The organism is Candidatus Formimonas warabiya (assembly GCF_002777255.1).
Lineage (GTDB): Bacteria > Bacillota > Dehalobacteriia > Dehalobacteriales > Dehalobacteriaceae > Formimonas > Formimonas warabiya.
On sequence record NZ_CP017634.1, the window covers coordinates 1,694,511 to 1,713,011 of the forward strand.

The window sequence follows — 18,501 nt, forward strand, 5'->3', positions numbered from 1 at the left end:
AAAATCCATTTTTCTCCTCTCTTTCGATTAAAAAACCGTCCTATCGGACGGGTTTAGATTTTCCATAGAACCCACTTACAGGTGCTTATCTCATACTTCAGTTCGTATATTTTCTCTTGCCCAGCAACAAGACTCTGGCACCGGAAAACCATCATGCGGTTGCCGGCAAATTTCTCCTCAGACTTGGTAACAATTCTATCTATTTTGAACACTATATTTGCCCGCTGCTCATCTTTGATCCTGAACCTAAACGGTCTGACATCTCCGGCATCCGTGAACCAAGCGATCATTTCTACAGGCACATTGATTATCTTCATTAAATATCTCCTTTATAAGATGCTGGACATGATGGGGTAATCCTCTTCGCCGACCCCGCCGCTGCGTGCAGAGATTCCGGAATGGGCAAAGGCGGCACGGGTGATTGCCCGGGATCCATGTTTTAATCGGATATTATCGACGGCTGAATCAAGTGCCTTCATCTTTACCGGGTCTTTTTGCGTAAAAAAGGATAGCTGACTATTCTTACCCAGAGACAATGCTGATACGCGCACTCCCAGGTGTCGGACCGGCTCATCTCTCCAAATCTCCCTGAAAAGTTGCTTGGCAATACTGTATATTTCATCGGTTGAGTCCGTGGCATAATGAATTTTTCTTTGCCTCGCGTAAGAGATAAAATCTTTGTTTCGGATGCTAACAGCAACCAGGCTGCAACATAGGCCGGCATCACGCAGCCTCATGGCCACGGTCTCTGTAAGGGATAAGATGAACATGAAGGCAGTTTTTTCATCTGTAACATCAAATGGGGTTGTAGTGCTGTTCCCTATTCCCTTCATCTCCGGCCGGTCATTCCTTACGCTTGACCCCTCAATGCCGTTTGAAAATTCCCAGATCAAGCGCCCGTGACTTTTCAGTTTTGATTCCAGCAGCTGCACATCGCATTTGGCCAGGTCCCCAATGGTATGTATTCCCAAGGCGTGTAATTTAGGAGCGGTAGCCCGGCCCACCATGATCAGCTCCTTAACCGGCAGAGGCCACATTTTCTCCGGAATCTCATCAGGATAGAGGGTATGGACCATATCAGGTTTTTTCAATTCTCCAGCCATTTTGGCGAGAAGTTTATTCACCGATATGCCGATGTTTACGGTAAAGCCAAGCTCATCTCGGATCCGGTTTTTTATTACATTGGCCACTTTTACCGGGTCTCCGAAATGTTTATCCATTTTTGTATAATCCAAAAAACATTCATCCACAGAAAAACGCTGGACCTCCGGGGAATACTCCCGGAGGATCTGGACCATCGCATTGCTGCATTCTACATAAAGCCAGTAATGAGGGGGTACTACAACCAATCCCGGACATTTCTGCCGTGCAGAATATAGTGTTTCCCCAGTCTGAATGTGAAATCTTTTCGCCGGCAGCGACTTAGCCAATACAATCCCATGCCGGCTTTCTTCATTGCCTCCCACCACAGAAGGAATCTCCCGAAGATCCGCCAAGGCCCCATGTTGCAGCCTATAAACAGCCTCCCAGGAAAGGTATGCACTATTGACATCAATATGAAACACTATTCTCTGTCCGTTCACGTTGCCTCACCTCATCGTGATATTGTAGACATATTATAGAACATGTGTTTGGGTAAATGCAAGAAAAAAAGAGCCCTTTTTAGGTCTCGGAGAGCGGTAATTTTTGTTAAATCGGTTTGATTAAATCGGGAGTATCATTTCACTTTGACCTCCCACAATAAAGATCAGCTTCCTGTATAAACGCTGTTGGACATATTTCATTTTGGAATCTGCTAAATATACTGTAGATAACTGATAAACGGTTCTTCTTTTCGTGTCTTCTTACAGAGCATAAAAGGTGCGAAAAAAAGCCGCTGAAGATATGTGTTACAGGATTCTATCGAAAGGAGAACATCTAATGGAGCAGAAAAACGGATGGTTTCTATTGGAATCACAACGCCCTGTGAGAAGCTCAGAATTGGGAAGCAGAGGAATACCCGCCAACCAATCTGTTTCTGAACCCCAAATACCAGGCCAAGGCATAGTTACAAATAATGATTCGGGATTAATAAATCAAAACCCTTCCGCGCCTATACAAAAATCGTCCCCAGAAAACGTGCCGGGAAAACACTACAAGTCCCAGGGCACATCCCCTTCATGGACAAACGACAGAGCTCTTCATACCCTGCACGCGCAGACCGTGGGTAAGAGAGGCCCCTTGTTGGAGCAGGACAGTGTTTTACACGAAACTCTGGAGACCTTTGTTTATACTAAAATTCTTGAAAGACCCGTTCATGTAAAGGGGTTCGGCGCATTCGGAACTTTTCAGACGACGCACGCCATGAGAGAATACACAAAACTTAGCTTTTTAAGGACTCCCGGTCTGCAGGTTCCTGTGATGGTTCGATTCTCTCTGGCAGCAGGCAACAAGGGGACTCCTGACACATCCCGTAATGTGCGCGGTTTCTCTACTAAATTTTACACGCAGGAGGGTATCTTCGACTTACTGTGTAACCATATACCGGTACTTTTTGTGCGCGACGGCATTCGCTTCCCGGAAGCTTTTACATCACTTGCCCCTTCCCCCGTAAACAACCTGATCGATCCGGAGCGGTTCTGGAGATTCGTAGCCCGTGCTCCTGAAGCAACCCATTTTGTGACCTGGCTTTATTCGGACGTAGGTACGATAAAAAGTCTCCGCCATATCCGGGGATTTGGCGTTAACACCTACGTTTGGAGAAATGCCGAGGGCGTACGCCGCTATGTTAAATACCACTGGATTCCCCTTGCCGGAGAGGAGTATATAGACCGGCAGGAAGCAGCCAGGCTGGCTGGGATCAACCCTGATGTGGCAGGACAGGACCTGTATGATGCCATTGAAGCTGGCAATCCCGTACAATATGAATTACGGGTGCAACTGATGGACCCACAGCAGGAAAGCAGCCTGCCCTATGACCCGCTGGACTGTACCAAGGTCTGGGATGAACAGAAGTATCCCCTGTTGCCGGTTGGCCGCCTTACACTCAACCGCAACCCGGATAACTACATGGAACAGGTTGAAAAAGTGGCATTTTCTCCTACTAATTTACTTGATGGCGCCGAATTATCCGACGATAAGCTGCTCCAGGCCCGGGCAAATATTTACTGGGATTCACAGCGCCGGCGGTTGGGGCAGAACTTCCGGAGTATACCCGTTAACCATCAGGAAAACTGGTCGCCGAATAATCAATTGACCAGCGGTATGGGCAGACATATAGAAGGGCAGCTGGTTAGATCGGAGCTTCCTAATCCGGATAATTTTTCACAGGCAGGCCAACGGTATCTCTCTCTTTCGTCCCGGGATCAGAATCATCTGGTGGATAATCTGGCCGCCGACCTGGCCGCCGTCTCTAAGGAGACACAAAGCGTTGTGCTAGGATATTTGCATTCTGCCTCTGCAGAGCTCGGGCAACGGGTCGCCACGCAAATTGCTGTATATACAGGGCGGTAACTTAATGGGCATATATACAGATCTGCAATACTAATCACACAATATATTCTTCCCTGACCGGCGAAAATACTTCCACTAAAACGGAGTCCTCCAGAATCTCCGTAGAGTGCTCCACATTTCCTTTAAAGCAATAACTGTCGCCGGTTTTCAATTCATTCCTTTCCTCGTCCACGATCATGACGATATGGCCGGATATTAGATATCCTGTTTGTTCATGTGGATGTTTGTGTTTAGGTATTGTTTTCCCTTGCTTTAACCTCATTTCAATTAATAGTGTTTTCTCCGCATAGACCATTGTTTTTCGTTCGATACCCTCATTGACTGTGATATACCCGTCCTCTGATCCTTTCCCAATTTTATAATTTTGCATAAATTCACATCCTTTGCTTGGTTTAAATCCCGTGCACCTATATGGGAGTGCAATCAATTCGTTTCATCAACGACCTGCACCAATGTATAAACTTGATGGACACCCTTGGCTTTGGCTAACTGTTTCAGGCTAACAACCCTCTAGGGGCTTTCACATCCGGGCCTGCGCCCATGGCCGGGCCCCAAAATAAAACCATGTGCAGGATGCACACAGTTTTATTAATGATTCAATACCTGGGAAATCATGCCGCTCAGATAGAGCGACCATTTATAAACGCATGCTGAACGCACTTTGCACGGTCAAGAATCATGATGCTGTAAATAAGGCATTTTATTTGATTCTGACAAACTTACCGTTTTCTATCTTAATAAAGTACAAAGATTCTCCTCCGGGGCCATGCTGATCGGGGGCAAAGCTTACATTCTCCTGCAGGCCTCCGTTCCAGTTTTTCATGCTCTCAATCGCCGTAATGACCTTTTCACGGGTTAAATCCTTGCCTGCTCTTTTTAGCGCCTCCACTACAAACTCCGCATTCAACTGTCCATAAAGGGTAAAGGTGTTGGGAGTTTTATCGGAGACATATTTAGTCACAAAATCTTTATGCGCTTTCACCTTGGGGTTGCTGTCGTCGTCGAGCAGAGGAAAGAAAGCGGAAAACACTACACCTTCGGCTGCGGACCCGGCCAGTTTGCTCACAGATATATCTGCGGTTGGGCTATTGGTAATAAATTTCGTCTTTAAGCCTAACTCCGCCGATTGTTTGAGAAATGCCGCGCACATTTTTGTATTGGAAATTAAGATAATAGTATCGGGATTGACATCCTTAAATTTCATCACCGGAATGCTGAAATCGACATCGGTAGTACTATAGGGTATTTCTACAGCAGGCTCTAACCCGTTTCTCTTTAACTCAGCCTGTATCGCGCCAAGGGCCTCTTTACCATAGTCGTCATTTTGATACCACACCCCAACCTTTTTTGCCCCAAAATTTTCTAAGGCATATTGGGTAATGGTCATGGCGTCAGTTGAAAAATTCGGTTGAATGCCAAACACATTGGGATAGGTTAGGATCTGACTGTTTCCGGTAATCGTGCCTACCACCGGGACCTTTTTTTCCGCCAGATAATCAGCCACAGCCATGCTGCAAGAAGCTCCGCACGTCGATACCAGGAACACATTATCATTTTCTACCAGCTTCTTCATTACACCAACCGTTTTGGAAGGATCGTACGCATCATCATAATAAACAAATTTTATTTTCCGGCCGTTTATGCCGCCTTCGTCATTCACTTTTTGATAATAGGCTTCCATGTCTTTGATGATCGTACCATAGGCCGCATAGGGACCGGATAACGGAGCATTTGCTCCGATCAGGATAGTATCGTCAGTGATACCGGGCTCTGGTTCTTGTGTCGGCGTTGTTGATGCCGAATCACTTTGTTGAGCCCCGCAGCCTCCTAACAAAATTACCACCAAGGCCATTATCAAAATTAAAAATCTCTTTGCCATTTTGATTTCTCCCCCCACCTAATTTTTGTTTCCCTTCCATCTATAAGCTCCTTCAATTGGAAAACCCCATTTCCTCCCTTCCCCACTTTGATACCGCCGACCCCTGACGGCAGGGTACTCCCTGCTTACCCATGGCTATCCCCCAAGGTAAGATTTCAGTACCTCTTCATTTTTTTGCAGGATGTCGGGTGTCCCTTCGCAGGAAACGCGACCTGTTTCCAATACGTAAGCATAATCTGAAATAGCCAGAGCCATGCGGGCGTTTTGTTCTACCAGCAAAATTGTTGTCCCATTATGATTAATCTCTTTGATAATGCGGAAAATCTCTTGGACCACAATGGGCGCCAACCCCATCGACGGTTCATCCAATAATAATAGCCTGGGTTTTGCCATGAGCCCTCTGCCAATCGCTAACATCTGCTGCTGTCCCCCGCTCAGAGTACCGGCAAGATTACGGGTTTTTTCCGCCAAAATCGGATATAAACTGAATACATACTCCATATCCTGTTTTACTTGCGCTCTGTCCTTCCGGGTATAGCTTCCTAATAAAAGATTCTCCATCACCGTGGACTCGGGAAAAATTTGGCGGCCTTCAGGAACCATCACTATGCCCTTGGTCACAATCCGTTCCGCAGCAAGCCTGTCGATCCGCTCGCCTAAAAAAGAAACGGTGCCTTGGTAAGGTTTGAGCAAACCTGTTATCGTTTTCAGGATGGTCGATTTTCCCGCCCCGTTAGCCCCCAGGAGAGCCACGATGGACTTTTCCTTCAGTTGAAGAGACACGCCATTCAGGGCCTGTACCCTGCCATATTTCGCATAGATAGAATCTACCTGAAGCACCCTGATCCCTCCTCCTCGCAGCCAAGATAGGCTTCAATAACCTGGGGATTTCTGCAGATTTCATCGGCTGAGCCCTGTGCTATTTTCCGGCCGAAATCCATGACGCAAATCTCGTCGCAAATACTCCTCACCATGGCCATATCGTGTTCTACCACCAGAACCGTAATCCCCCTCGTATCCCTTAATCGTTTGATCAGACTTGACAATTCCTTGGATTCACTGGGATTCATGCCGGCAGCCGGCTCATCCAGCAAGATCAGTTTTGGCTCAGACACCAGAGCCCGCCCCATTTCCACCATTTTTTGCATCCCATAAGGAAGAGACAACACAAGGTCACGCGCATATTTACTTAAGCCGAGCAATTCCATTACTTTCTGAGCTTTTTCAGAAATTTCCCTTTCTTTACGCTTTTTAACCGGGAGGGAAAGTGCTTCACTAAAAACGTTCGTGTCTAAGTGACAGTGCTGGCCGACCAGCAGATTATCCAGTACAGTCATGCTTTTAAATAGCTCCATATTTTGAAAAGTTCTGGCGATTCCTTTCCCGATCACATCATGAGACCTGATGTCCAGAATATTCTGGCCGCCAAAAACGATTCTCCCCTGGTTGGGCTGGTAATAACGGGTAATGCAATTAAAAACCGTTGTCTTCCCAGCACCGTTCGGTCCAATCAGTCCGAATATCTGCCCTTCATTTACCGCAAAGCTTAAAGAATCTACCGCTTTTAAACCGCCAAAATTAATGGATAGATCAACTATTTCCAATATGGTCATCCGCTTCTGTACCTCCTTTGGTGCCGGTGATTAAAAAGTTACTTTAGATCTTTTGATCTTAATTTTATGGAGAATATTTCCCACCTGGTCATAGATAGAAGCCAGGCCTCCAGGGAAAAATAGCGTGACAAACAATAGGGCGGTCCCGAATAATAGCATCGTTAAGCTTTTATTATCGGAAACAATCAAGGGAACCGCTGTCATAAAGATTACCCCAGCCAATACTCCGGCAATGTTTCCGGCACCGCCGAGTAAAAGCATGCATAGGAATATTAAGGAGGTCCAATCGTTAAAATCGCTGGGACTGATAAAGCCTACCATATGGGCATAAAGACTTCCCGCAATCCCGGCAAAAAAGGCGCTGATCACAAATGCCATTACCCTGTATTTGGAAAGGCGTATACCCATGGCTTCCGCTCCTGCCTCACTGTCTCTTAGCGCGATGATCGCTCTTCCCGTTTTGGAATGCAGGATATTGGAAGTGACCATGATCGTAATAATGAGCACAACCAGTACCAGAAAGTAAAATTTAAATTCATTATCAAAGGCAAAAAGGCCTATGGTGGGATGGGGAGGTTTAAGTCCCATGGCGCCGTTTGTAAGTCCATCCCACTTCAGAAGAATTTGGGGCACAGCCGCTCCAAACCCAAAGGTGGCAATGGCTAGATAAAGTCCGGAAAGCCGTATGGCGGACAAACCCAGAAAAAAACCCACCAGACAGGTGATGAAGCCGGCAGCCGGCATCGCCAGCCAAAAAGGAATACCCCATTTCAGCATTAATAAAGCGGAGGTATAGGCTCCTATGGCCAAAAAAGATGCATGCCCCAGAGAGAACTGTCCCAAATATCCCACAATGATATCCAATCCAACAGCCAAAATCATATAGATGCCAATTAAGTTTGCAAAATATAAAACATATGAATTTTGGCGAAAGAGGAAAGGCAAAATTAAAGCCAACCCTAATACAACCAGTTTTTGGAGCGTCGTCCATCCCGCTCTGTTTCCGTTAGATTCTACAGTTCCCTCCGGCACAGACGATTTACCTAACATGCGCACCCGGTTACCCAACAGGCCTTCCGGCCGGATACACAAAACAACCACTAGCAAAATAAAGGCAAAGGTACTCTTAAGTTCATTAGAGAGATATCCCCCCACCAGGTTTTCCAAAACACCCAGGGATAACCCGCCTATCACCACACCGGGGTAGCTGGTAAACCCGCCTAGAACTGCCGCGGTGAAGGCCTTAAAAAGAAATATCGCCATCATATTTGGTTCCAAAAATGTCGTAGGTGCTACCAAAAGGCCGGCAATGCCCCCCAGGACGCCGCTGATAATCCAGGTAATCGTGAAAACCTTGTCCACACTAATGCCCATCAACCTGGATGCCACTGGATTCTGGGATACTGCCCGCATGGCAATCCCCGTCATGGTATACTTAAAGAACAGGTACATCAACATCATCAGTGTTATCGTTATGATAAATATCAGCAGATTGTTTTGGCTAATGACTACCCCAAGAACTGACAAGGGCTCCCCGCTCAGCATATCAGGAAAGGGAAAGGCATCCCATCCCCAGATCCATCCGGCAAGCGCCGTGATGATCATATAAATAGCCAGCGTTGCCATGATAAAACCCGATTCACTTTTAACAGGACGCACAATGTTTCTTACAATAACTCCGAGCAAGGCAGAAAAAACAAGGGCACCCAAAAATGCTGCAGCATAAGGTAATTTGAACCTGGTTAATAGAGAATAAGCGAAAAAAGTTGAAAGCATTGCCATTTGGCCATAAGCGAAATTAACCCGGTTCGATGCTTTATATACGATCACGATGCCTAACGCAACAAGGGCATATAAACTTCCCGATGCAAGGCCGCTTACAATTAACTGTCCCAATGTAACAAACATCTTTCTTTACCACCCCTTTAATAAACAATCTTGATGTCAGATGTACGTCTTGGCTTACTATTCTCCCGGCAGGTTTTTCTGCTGTTCCGACGCCGGGAACCTTCCAGGTACCGTGAGCATGGTAGCCTTATCCCGGCCCTGATAAAGTATGGCGCTATCATCCACCTGCTGTTAGTTATTCAGCAGGTCTGTCCGTAGGGGCGTAAACGCAGAAATGACCACCGCATCCTCCAGCACAACAAATCCGTGAATCATGTTCTTCGGCGCACAATAGCCGTCACCTGGCTTTAAAACCCTGTTTTCGTTTCCGAGTAAAAGCTGAATACTACCCTGTACCATATAGGCTGCCTGTTCATGTTCCTCATGCCTGTGCGGCTCGCTGGTAGCGCCCTTTTTAAAGCAAGATTCTACCAGCATCAGACTTTCGCCGCAACCAATAATCCTATGAACCTTTTGATTTACTTCCTGATGCTGAATATCACTCGTTTCAGTCATTTTATCTCTCCTCCCGGTACAGAAACATCAATAGGCCCCGACAACTGGAATCTGCCTTCTTGCGCTATCAATGATTTTATAAATATTTCGTTTTGATTAGGACTTAACCCTTTGTATAAAATGCTGATTAAAAGGTGCCAAATCTTAAAACCATGTGCAAAATGCATATAATTAGATCGCCCATAAAACATTAAAGGCTAATCAGCGCAAACGTGGTCATGAAGATGCTGATGCGCACAGGCAAGCAACTGATACCCCGGGAAAGTCTGCTTTAGCTTTCGCTCAACCAAAGTCTCCACATGATCCAGCGGGGAATCCGCAAGAATCACATTCAGGTTTAATTCCGGGTGCTCCAAAAGAGCCTCTCTCCACGCCGGCGAGTTCTTCACGTTGACATTTCCGGCTCTGGTGCAGCTTAATAAAGCATAAGCGTCCTTTTCTCTTATCAGAGCCTTGATGTGTCCCGGAACAATTCCTTTCATACTGCAGATTTCAGCAAGCTCCAACAGCATACAGCGCAACTCCTCTTCCAGGGTCAGGGAAGATCGGTGCGGTTCAAATTTTAGCCGGACAGAGCGGCTGATCACATATGGCATGGGCACACAACTCCTTTAAACAGTGTTCCTGAATACCGCCAAGGGCAGAGAGAGCCATAACCTCCGCACCGGTATTCACACTCTTTATGCCGGTGATTACTTGTTCCAGCCCATCTCCATCGCCCAACTCATCTATTTTATTGGCGATGACCAGATCTGCCTCTACCAGCTGCATGGTAATTAATTCCGGCATAATCTCCATGAGCTCCCCCCAGCGGCCGGCATCAACCACAATCACTGTAAACAGGTGGCCAATCCCTTGGCCATACTTTTTCAGGGAATCCAAGACCGAACTGGGCTTGGCAAGCCCCGTCATCTCAATGATCAGCCAATCAGGATGGTACTCCGCTGTTATTTTATTGACCGCTAGGGTCAGCTCACCAGTTAGCGTACAGCACACACAGCCGCCCACGATCTCCTTGACCTGAAAACCTTCCAATGATAGGAACTGATTGTCGATTCCCACATCCCCGACCTCGTTCTCAATAATTACTACCTGCTGCCCCTTCAAGATCTGGTATTCAGCCAGCTGTCTGATCAATGTGGTCTTGCCGGAGCCCAGAAAACCACCCGTTAAAATCACATTCATCCTATCTACCCCTAACGCTGCCGTATTTTCACATCATCCCTCCAGCATTCCCGTGCGAAAACTTCTGGTATATTTTGAGCAGTACTTATCGTGTCCTGTCAAGGCTTCCCCGGCGCAGAGCACAGACAACAGGGCCTTATCCCGGGCATCAATGATGCATGCGTCAAGCCCTACCCTGACCATCATCGATAAAAAAGTCCGATTCAATAGCTTGCGTAATGGCAAACCAAAGCTAACATTGGAAACAGCAGCAATGGTTCTGGCTCCGGGCAGTTCTGCCTTAATCCGGGCCACTGTATCCATTGCGGTCGTGCCGGCCTCTATGTCTGTACAGACACTTAGAATTAACGGATCAAAATAGATATCCGCCCCGGCTACTCCGGCCGCCGTAAGCCGGTGATAGAGATGATGCGCGATCTTCACCCGGTCCGCTGAGGTTTTCGGAATCCCACCCTCCCCCATGCAGAGGGCGACCACAGCACATTTATATTCCTGAAGCAGGGGCAAAATCTCCAAACGTCCCGGCTCGCCGCTAACAGAGTTAACCATTACTTTCTTTGTGCAGATCTTTAATGCTGCGCTTAAAGCATCCAAATTGGAGCTGTCCAGCATCAGCGGTGCCTGTACAACGTTTTGTACTGTCTCCACCAGCCACACCAAATCTTCCCCTTCATCCCCTGAGCCGGTACCTGCATTTAGGTCAAGTATTTCCGCCCCGCAATCCACCTGTTTTTGGGCCAGATTCCGGATAAAAACAGCATCACGGTTCAATACCGCTGCTTTAACCTGGGAAAGGGTAGCATTTATCGATTCACCAACAATCAGCATAGCAATTCTTCCTCCAATTAATAAAAACTACTGAAACCAAGCCGGGTGCCCTGCAGTGATGATGCCAATTCTTCATCCTTAATAGGCGCCGTACTTTTGGATCGCATTCACCATGGCCCTAATGTTTTCGATCTTTGCATCAGGCGGTACACAACAACCCTCCGCCAGGAGGAAGCCGCCCCCTTTTCCTACTTCCGCAAACAGTTTCTTGCAGTATGCGTCAACCTCCTCAGGTTTGCCCAGGGTTAATAAGGAGGGATGTACATCCCCCTTAATAGCGGTATGATCGTGCAGGATCTCTTTCGCCTTAAAAATATCCGTGAAACCATCCAGCTCTATGGTTACCTTACCCGGGGGCAGTTCCTTAAAATAGGGCAGGTTTGCCGTAAAGTCCTGGTCCAGATGAAACAGCACCTGAAATCCTGCCTCAACAAAGGCATGCACCATTTGTTTTAAGTAATGCCAGTAGAACTTCTCGAATTTCGCCAGCGAGATAAAATTCTGACCACCTCTGGTACAGCCGATCCGGATGCGATTTGCTCCCGTGGCTTGAGCGGAAGCTTTCGCTGACGCCAGCGTATTTTCAATTAAATCCGGTAAAGCCGCATCCATGGCATCCAGTACTTTTTGGGGATATCGGTAAAGATCCTTGAAAAATTCCGGAATCGTCCGGGCTGCAGCCAAGAATTCAAAGGTGGGTTTAACGGAGGATGCATTACTAAAGGTAACGATTCCTCTCTCTTTTAAACGTTCAACGGCACGGTCTCTCTCTTCCGTGTATCTCTTCAGTTCCGGCCCGATTTGGTCCGGAGGCAGAAAATCAATATGCCGCGTCCTGAATTCACTTTCAAACTGGCGCCACCCCTTATTAATGATCCCATCATAATCGTCTAAGGTCATAAGTGGCTTGCTTTCGTCAAACTGAATAATCTCATACTCGCCCACATCACGTCCCGGCAGCAGGATTCTGGCAGGCCATCCTGCGGCAAAGGCCAAAGGAGTGAAAGGAGCGGGCGTATGCACGCCGTCCACCTGCAATTCTTCGGCCACGTCGGCTAAAATATTGGCCCCTTTTTCGATATCGCCGGTCAAATCAGTCGTTTTCATGCCCAAATAGCGCGGGGTAAACAGGTCGATAAACAGGATGACGGGTATCCGGTCGGGTATGCCGCAACGAGCCGCCGTTTCAATGCGGTTCAGCCTCTCTTGATACAGTCCTGCACGGGACATCTAATTCACCTCCCGGAGGAGTTTTTGGGCCAAAGTAACCGCGTCCATGGCGATAAAGCCCACCGCATCCGCTCCGATCATCTCACATGCCCGCTCGTCTGTGGGACCGCCCCCTATCATAATCTTTACCTGATCCCGCAGCCCCTCCGCCTTAAAGGCATCGACAATGTCCTTCATACTGGCAAAGGTAGTCGTCAGCAAGCCGGAGATGCCCACCAGTTTGGCGCCGCTTGCTTTTACCGCTTCAATAAACTTAGACGCCGGCGCATCGATGCCCACATCGATTACGTCATATCCGTTACATCTTAGGACTGTGACCACGATATTTTTGCCGATATCATGCACATCACCTTTGGCTGTTCCCATCACGACCGCTTGCCCGCCTTTGTCCCGATCTCCTTTCAAATAGGGTCCGATGATTTCCATAGCCGAACCAAACATAGCAGCTGACATAATCAGGTCGGAGATAAAATACTGTTTTGTTTCAAAAAGTTTCCCAACGGTTTCCATGCCCTTCTGGCATTCCTCGATCAGTGCCAGCGGTTCCTCCTGATCATCCAACCGCTGCTTGATTTGAAGCAAGAACTCTTCCTCTTTAAAATCCGATAAAAGCACATCTAAACCAGCCATATTACATCTCCTCCTTTAATCATTTAGTAGGCGTCTGGCGGAAGCCGCCCAGACTTAGACTTAAAGATCAGGTTAGGCACAAAGCAGGAATAATACAAAGGAAAAGAGGGTATCCTCGCCATTTTCCCACGCATCGGCCAGCATTTTATTGGCAGCAACTGTTTCCGGATATTCTAGACTCTTTTCAGACCAGCTCATTAATAGTTTACTTTCAACCATTATTTTTCACCTCGCCTCAATAGTTTGGAGAGAGCACCTCTAATAAACACCATAGCGTCTCACAGCATCCATGAGGATTTGAACTTTTTCAGGCTTCACATCCTGTACGGACAGCCAGGATTTATCCGTGGTCAGAATGTATCCTCCCCCAGGTGCCGCATCGTCAATTAAACTTTTTGCGTGGGCTTCAATCTCATTAGAACTGCCAAAAAGCAGAAGCTCTGTGGAAAAGTTCCCGGCCAGACACATTTTTTTGCCCAGTACCTGTTTAGCACGTTTCATGTCGACCGTTTCAAATAAAGCAAGGATCTGCCCTTTATCGCCCGGAAGATCTGTTAAATAGTCAAGATAAGCATTCCAATTACCCTGAAAAAAGAGCAGAAAACCATATCCTTCATCGGTAAGAGCCTGAATCAAAGCTTTGAATGTGGGCCAATAAAATTTTTCAAAGGACCGGGGCCCTAAGTATGTGGCCAAATGTAAGGTCATATAAATGAAGGGAAACTTCTGAGGAGGACCCCCGAAGCTATGCTTGGCCCCCTTTATGGCCAGGGGAAGCAGCGCTTCGCAGGCAGAACAAACCTCTTCCGGATACCTTCTTAGGTCGTACATGATATCTTTAAAACCGCGCAGAAAATCGGCAAGCATATCGAAGGGTGCCCTTGCTGAACCGCGCGTAAGAGATAGATTTCCGTAATTGTTGAGCCAACCCTGGGTAAACCCGCGCATGGCTGACCCAAATTTTGTATACAACATGCCCGATTTTGCTAAGGCTATTGCTTGCTGCGGGGCATTTCCCCTCAGTGCCGGGTATTTCCTGGGCAGTATTTTTTCAAAGATAAAAGCAAACGGGTCTTTGATTAATTCCGGATATTCTTCCGCTTCCATATAGGAAACATCAACATACTGCAAGATGGAATCATCCGGACTCTGGCTTCCGGGTGTCGTAAATCCCTTTGCGCTTTCACCCAGCGCCTGGAAAACGGGACCTGGCCTTGCCCCTCCGGCAATGCGCACGCAGTCGAAATCAAAATTCTGCAAAACCTGATTAACGGCGAGATCATACTTTGTATAATCGAAAAAAATATCTTTCATGGTATAGCCGGCATAACCGGCTGCCCAGCTGCCGATGATAATACCCATAAAAGGGACCCGGTCCGGTTGCTCCAGGTTTATCGTTTTCGTTACCCGATCTAATTTTTCTGCATATTTTTTCGCCATGTCATTATTCACCGCTCACCCACCCCTTACAAATCTGAACTCCTTTCGCCGCATCGGTGGTAAAAGCGTCCGCGCCCACAAAATTGCAGGACATTTCTGATACCACAGATCCCCCGATGATTATTTTTAAGCTTTCGCGCAGGCCGGCCTGTTTAATAAATTCCACAGTCGATTTCATCGGTTCTAATGAAGAAGTCAGGAGGGCGCTCATCGCTAAAATCTGCGGTTTTGTCTTTTTGACTTCCTCTAAAAATTTTTCTTCCGAAATATCTACCCCTAAATCTATTACTTCAAAACCGGAAGCTTCCAGCATTGCACCCACGATATTTTTGCCAATATCATGAACATCGCTGCGCACGGTACCAAGGACAATTCTGCCCAGGAATCCGGTTTTACCAGCAAAATTTTTGGGCAATAAGCCGATTATTTGTTCAAAAATATTGGCTGACAGCATTAACTCGGGCAGAAAGTATTCCCCCTGAGAAAATCTGTCTCCTATCATTCCCATACCCTGTTGACAGGCTTTGATGATCTCATTATTCTTTTCCATCCCAAACTCAGGCGTGGAACGAATGATCTCTTGCACCTGGCTCATAACCGACTTTTCATCTAGCTCTACGAGAAAGTTCATCAACTGCTGCACCGACTTGTCCATTCTTATCAGATTCCTCCTTCAAGACTTTTTAGATCCCATGATTTAAGTTTGACTGATCAAGACGATGGCGTGAACAGATTTCCAAAGCGCACCGCCTTAGAGGGATCTTCCGCAACCCTGCTTTCCGGACGATCGGATATCCTTTTGGGCATAAAAATATCCACATCGATCACCGGGATCTCCCCCTTGGCCACCATGCAGTGTTCCACGTTGGGAGGAATTGCCATCAGACACCCTGCTGTCAGATGATGCGGAACGCCGTCTACATAGAAATCACACTCCCCTTGCAGAATAAAAATAAGCTGTTCATAGTCATGCCGATGGGATCCCGGTACATGTCCCGGCGTTACTTCATCCAGTGTAACAGTCACAGCATCCGATCCCTGGAAAGACAGGTATCTTACCTTGTCCCTGAGAGTGGTCCACGCACATTTGTTCCAATCAATTTTTTTCGGTTCTAGCGCCACTTGTCCCGTCCTCCTTCTTCTTGAAATTTGTCTCAACTAGAGGTTCATCGTGTGGCCCTGTCTCACCTCTGTCACTATTTTCAGGAATTCTGCGTCAGTGACAAGTCCTTTCTTGGAAATACCAAGAGCCTTCACCTGATTGAGAACGGCGCGCATTTGCTCCTCACTAAGTCCGGTGATACCAAGTCTCTGGACGGTGGTATGAATAGAGGCGATACCACTTTTCTTGCCCAGCACGATCGACGGCTTCTGTCCTACAGCACTGGGTACGAGTGAATATATGGCCAGGGGTGTTTTCTCAATGAGATCGATCCCTAAACCGGACTCTCTGCAAAAGATGCCGTTTCCCACGATTGGTTTATTCCTGTGCACGGGAATGTTTGACAGTCGCGCAACCAGTCCGGATATCTCCGTCAGGCGGCGATGGTCAACGGAAGTTTTAAACCCGTAAAGACAAAGTAATGACATGACCACTTCATCCAGCGATACATTTCCGGACCGTTCACCCAGCCCGTTTACACACACATGCACCACTTCTGCTCCTGCCTCGACAGCGGCAAGGGTATTTGCCAGACCTAAACCCATATCATTGTGTGTATGTATTTCTATGGGACAAGGGACATGCTCTTTTATAAAACGGACAAGATTTGCTGTAGCTGCGGGGATTAAGCATCCCGATGTATCTACCACGGTAACAGCATCCGGAGGAGATTGCTGGGTCACGGATACTAATAATTTTTCCAGAAAGGTTTTTTCCGCTCTGCCCGTGTCCATCATGAACAAGGTCACTTTGAGCCCTTTTTCTTTGGCATAAGCCAAACCTGTTACTGTGTTTTCTATCGCTTCTTCCTCTGTCCATTTGGCATATTGATACTTTAGTCTGGGCACGCTTGTAGGCATTTCCACAACTACTCTCTTGACTCCACAGGCGGCAGCCAGGTCTATATCAGCTTTAACGGCACGAGTTACGCAAGAGATTTCAGCTTTAAGTCCCAGCCCTGCTATCGCAGTTATCGTTTCTGCGTCTTCCGGTGAGACCATGGGCATGCCCGCTTCGATCCTGTCCACACCAATACCGTCCAGCGCCTTGGCAATCTCCATCTTTTCCGCTAACCGAAATACAACCCCAGGAGTCTGTTCGCCGTCACGCAGTGTCGTATCATGGATCAGTATCTGTTGCGGCATGTTCGGACGGTTGATCACGCCAGGTTCATAGTTAAAGGGACTAACCCAAAAATCATCGCTCATCCACCTTTGGTGCAAATGACTCACCCCCATCAATCCTTTCCCAAAATAATAAAATTCAAACCGGCACGATACCAAACTAAGAAATACATGTAGTTCTAAAAATAATCTTCGCCTAAACCACGGCCTAATCCTGTGTATAAAATGTCATTTATGGCGTAGCAAGTCGAAAAACATGTGCATTTTGCACATGTTTTTCGCTTATGTACGCCATGCAGGGCCAAGGAAACACACAACTCCACAATATTTTATTGGATCCGGACAAACTTCCCGTTTTCTAATTTGATAAAATACAAAGACTCTCCCCCGGGCCCATGCTGGTCGGGACCAAAGCTCACGTTTTCCGCAAGACCTTCATTCCAGTTTTTCATGCTCTCAATCGCTTCAATAACCTTTTCGCGCGTTAAATCCTTGCCCGCTCTTTTTAATGCTTCAGCGATAAACTCTCCGTACAACTGGCCATACAGGGTAAACGAATTGGGGGTTTTATCAGGCGAATACTGCGCAACGAAATCCTTATGCTCTTTTACTCTTGGGTCGCTATCCTTGTCCAGCAGCGGGAAAAAAGCGGCAAAAATCGCTCCCTCGGCAGCCGGTCCGGCAAGAGTGCTCACAGATAAATCTGCCGACGTATAGCTTACTAGAAATTGTGTTTTTAAACCCAAATCGTATGCCTGTTTCATAAATGCCGATCCCGTTTTTGTAGTGGGAATCAGGATCACCACATCGGGAGTAAGCTCTTTCAGTTGCATCACGGGAATACTAAAATCAGTGTCGCTCATATTATAGGGGATTGCCGCAACAGGCTCTAACCCGTTTTTCTTCAGCTCAGCCTTTACCGCTTCCATATCCTCTTTGCCATAGTCATCATTTTGATACCAGATGCCAATTTTTTTAGCTCCAAGTTTTTGTACGGCATATTGGGCAAGGACTGTTCCGTCGGTGGTAAAGTTGGGGAGAATTTCAAATGCGTTCTGATAAGTCAAGATTTGGCTATTCCCGGTAATCGCCATCATGGGAACATTTTTTTCCGCCAAGTAGTCGACCACAGCAGCACAGGGAGATGCTCCTTGGACCACTGTAAGAAAGACCTTATCCTGCTCTACCAGTTTTTTCATGACACCAACGGTTTTGGAAGCATCATAGGCGTCATCATAGTAAACAAGTTTTATTTTTCGGCCGTTTATGCCCCCCTCGTCATTAATCTTCTTAAAATAGGCTTCCAGGTTTGTGATACAGGCGCCATATGCCGCATGCGGTCCGGTTAACGGAGCATTTGAGCCAATGAGAATCGTATCATCCGTGATACCGGGTTCTTGCTCTTGTACAGGTGTTTCTGACGTCGAATCATTTTGTTTAACTGCACAGCCCCCTAACAAAATAACTAACAAGACCATGAACCAGATCGAAAACTTCTTTACCACTTAATTTCTA

At 46.9% G+C, this 18,501-nt stretch carries 20 protein-coding genes; 1 reads left to right on the top strand and 19 read right to left on the bottom strand.

Annotated elements, in window-relative coordinates; translation table 11 throughout:
* Nucleotides 1–53: 53 nt before the first annotated feature.
* Nucleotides 54–317 (bottom strand): hypothetical protein, encoded by a 264-nt coding sequence (locus DCMF_RS08075; protein WP_148133957.1) that lies wholly within the window; start codon nucleotides 315–317, stop codon nucleotides 54–56.
* A gap of 12 nt (nucleotides 318–329) precedes the next feature.
* Entirely contained in the window at nucleotides 330–1,583 is a 1,254-nt protein-coding gene (locus DCMF_RS08080; protein ID WP_148133958.1) for a DNA polymerase Y family protein, read from the bottom strand.
* Between the two features lie 337 nt (nucleotides 1,584–1,920).
* Between DCMF_RS08080 and DCMF_RS08085 the strand changes: the two genes are divergently transcribed.
* Nucleotides 1,921–3,492 (top strand): catalase, encoded by a 1,572-nt coding sequence (locus DCMF_RS08085; protein ID WP_148133959.1) that lies wholly within the window; start codon nucleotides 1,921–1,923, stop codon nucleotides 3,490–3,492.
* A 34-nt stretch (nucleotides 3,493–3,526) separates the two neighbouring features.
* Here DCMF_RS08085 and DCMF_RS08090 read toward each other — a convergent pair whose 3' ends face one another.
* The 17 genes from DCMF_RS08090 to DCMF_RS08165 all read right to left on the bottom strand — a co-directional run bounded on the left by DCMF_RS08090 (nucleotide 3,527) and on the right by DCMF_RS08165 (nucleotide 18,491).
* Entirely contained in the window at nucleotides 3,527–3,862 is a 336-nt protein-coding gene (locus DCMF_RS08090; RefSeq protein WP_148133960.1) for a cupin domain-containing protein, read from the bottom strand.
* A 330-nt stretch (nucleotides 3,863–4,192) separates the two neighbouring features.
* Nucleotides 4,193–5,371 carry an ABC transporter substrate-binding protein gene (locus DCMF_RS08095; protein ID WP_148133961.1) on the bottom strand — a complete coding sequence of 393 codons (1,179 nt, stop codon included), beginning with the start codon at nucleotides 5,369–5,371 and terminating at the stop codon, nucleotides 4,193–4,195.
* A gap of 135 nt (nucleotides 5,372–5,506) precedes the next feature.
* Nucleotides 5,507–6,211 carry an ABC transporter ATP-binding protein gene (locus tag DCMF_RS08100; RefSeq protein ID WP_148133962.1) on the bottom strand — a complete coding sequence of 235 codons (705 nt, stop codon included), beginning with the start codon at nucleotides 6,209–6,211 and terminating at the stop codon, nucleotides 5,507–5,509.
* On the bottom strand, nucleotides 6,199–6,984 hold the full coding sequence (locus DCMF_RS08105; protein WP_148133963.1) for an ABC transporter ATP-binding protein: 786 nt from the start codon (nucleotides 6,982–6,984) through the stop codon (nucleotides 6,199–6,201). The genes DCMF_RS08100 and DCMF_RS08105 overlap by 13 nt, the downstream gene beginning before the upstream one ends.
* A gap of 30 nt (nucleotides 6,985–7,014) precedes the next feature.
* Entirely contained in the window at nucleotides 7,015–8,892 is a 1,878-nt protein-coding gene (locus tag DCMF_RS08110) for an ABC transporter permease (protein ID WP_148133964.1), read from the bottom strand.
* A gap of 171 nt (nucleotides 8,893–9,063) precedes the next feature.
* Nucleotides 9,064–9,387: a cupin domain-containing protein gene (locus tag DCMF_RS08115; RefSeq protein ID WP_148133965.1), complete on the bottom strand. Its 324-nt coding sequence runs from the start codon at nucleotides 9,385–9,387 to the stop codon at nucleotides 9,064–9,066.
* 197 nt (nucleotides 9,388–9,584) lie between these two features.
* Nucleotides 9,585–9,983, bottom strand: coding sequence for a hypothetical protein (locus DCMF_RS08120; RefSeq protein ID WP_148133966.1), 399 nt, complete (start codon nucleotides 9,981–9,983; stop codon nucleotides 9,585–9,587).
* Nucleotides 9,943–10,572, bottom strand: coding sequence for a GTP-binding protein (locus DCMF_RS08125; RefSeq protein ID WP_148133967.1), 630 nt, complete (start codon nucleotides 10,570–10,572; stop codon nucleotides 9,943–9,945). The genes DCMF_RS08120 and DCMF_RS08125 overlap by 41 nt, the downstream gene beginning before the upstream one ends.
* Before the next feature lie 33 nt (nucleotides 10,573–10,605).
* Complete coding sequence (locus tag DCMF_RS08130) at nucleotides 10,606–11,400, bottom strand: dihydropteroate synthase (RefSeq protein ID WP_148133968.1); 795 nt, start codon at nucleotides 11,398–11,400, stop codon at nucleotides 10,606–10,608.
* A gap of 78 nt (nucleotides 11,401–11,478) precedes the next feature.
* On the bottom strand, nucleotides 11,479–12,630 hold the full coding sequence (locus DCMF_RS08135) for a uroporphyrinogen decarboxylase family protein (RefSeq protein WP_148133969.1): 1,152 nt from the start codon (nucleotides 12,628–12,630) through the stop codon (nucleotides 11,479–11,481).
* On the bottom strand, nucleotides 12,631–13,260 hold the full coding sequence (locus DCMF_RS08140) for a cobalamin B12-binding domain-containing protein (RefSeq protein WP_148133970.1): 630 nt from the start codon (nucleotides 13,258–13,260) through the stop codon (nucleotides 12,631–12,633). It abuts the gene before it with no gap.
* A 72-nt stretch (nucleotides 13,261–13,332) separates the two neighbouring features.
* Nucleotides 13,333–13,479 (bottom strand): hypothetical protein, encoded by a 147-nt coding sequence (locus DCMF_RS29125; RefSeq protein WP_214659187.1) that lies wholly within the window; start codon nucleotides 13,477–13,479, stop codon nucleotides 13,333–13,335.
* 39 nt (nucleotides 13,480–13,518) lie between these two features.
* On the bottom strand, nucleotides 13,519–14,712 hold the full coding sequence (locus tag DCMF_RS08145) for a uroporphyrinogen decarboxylase family protein (RefSeq protein WP_148133971.1): 1,194 nt from the start codon (nucleotides 14,710–14,712) through the stop codon (nucleotides 13,519–13,521).
* On the bottom strand, nucleotides 14,705–15,355 hold the full coding sequence (locus DCMF_RS08150; protein ID WP_214659188.1) for a cobalamin B12-binding domain-containing protein: 651 nt from the start codon (nucleotides 15,353–15,355) through the stop codon (nucleotides 14,705–14,707). The genes DCMF_RS08145 and DCMF_RS08150 overlap by 8 nt, the downstream gene beginning before the upstream one ends.
* A 56-nt stretch (nucleotides 15,356–15,411) precedes the next feature.
* Nucleotides 15,412–15,822, bottom strand: coding sequence for a cupin domain-containing protein (locus tag DCMF_RS08155; protein ID WP_214659189.1), 411 nt, complete (start codon nucleotides 15,820–15,822; stop codon nucleotides 15,412–15,414).
* 36 nt (nucleotides 15,823–15,858) lie between these two features.
* A complete protein-coding gene (locus DCMF_RS08160) occupies nucleotides 15,859–17,085 on the bottom strand; it encodes a homocitrate synthase/isopropylmalate synthase family protein (protein WP_214659190.1) in 1,227 nt (408 codons plus the stop codon).
* A 230-nt stretch (nucleotides 17,086–17,315) separates the two neighbouring features.
* Entirely contained in the window at nucleotides 17,316–18,491 is a 1,176-nt protein-coding gene (locus DCMF_RS08165) for an ABC transporter substrate-binding protein (RefSeq protein WP_148133974.1), read from the bottom strand.
* Nucleotides 18,492–18,501: the final 10 nt, after the last annotated feature.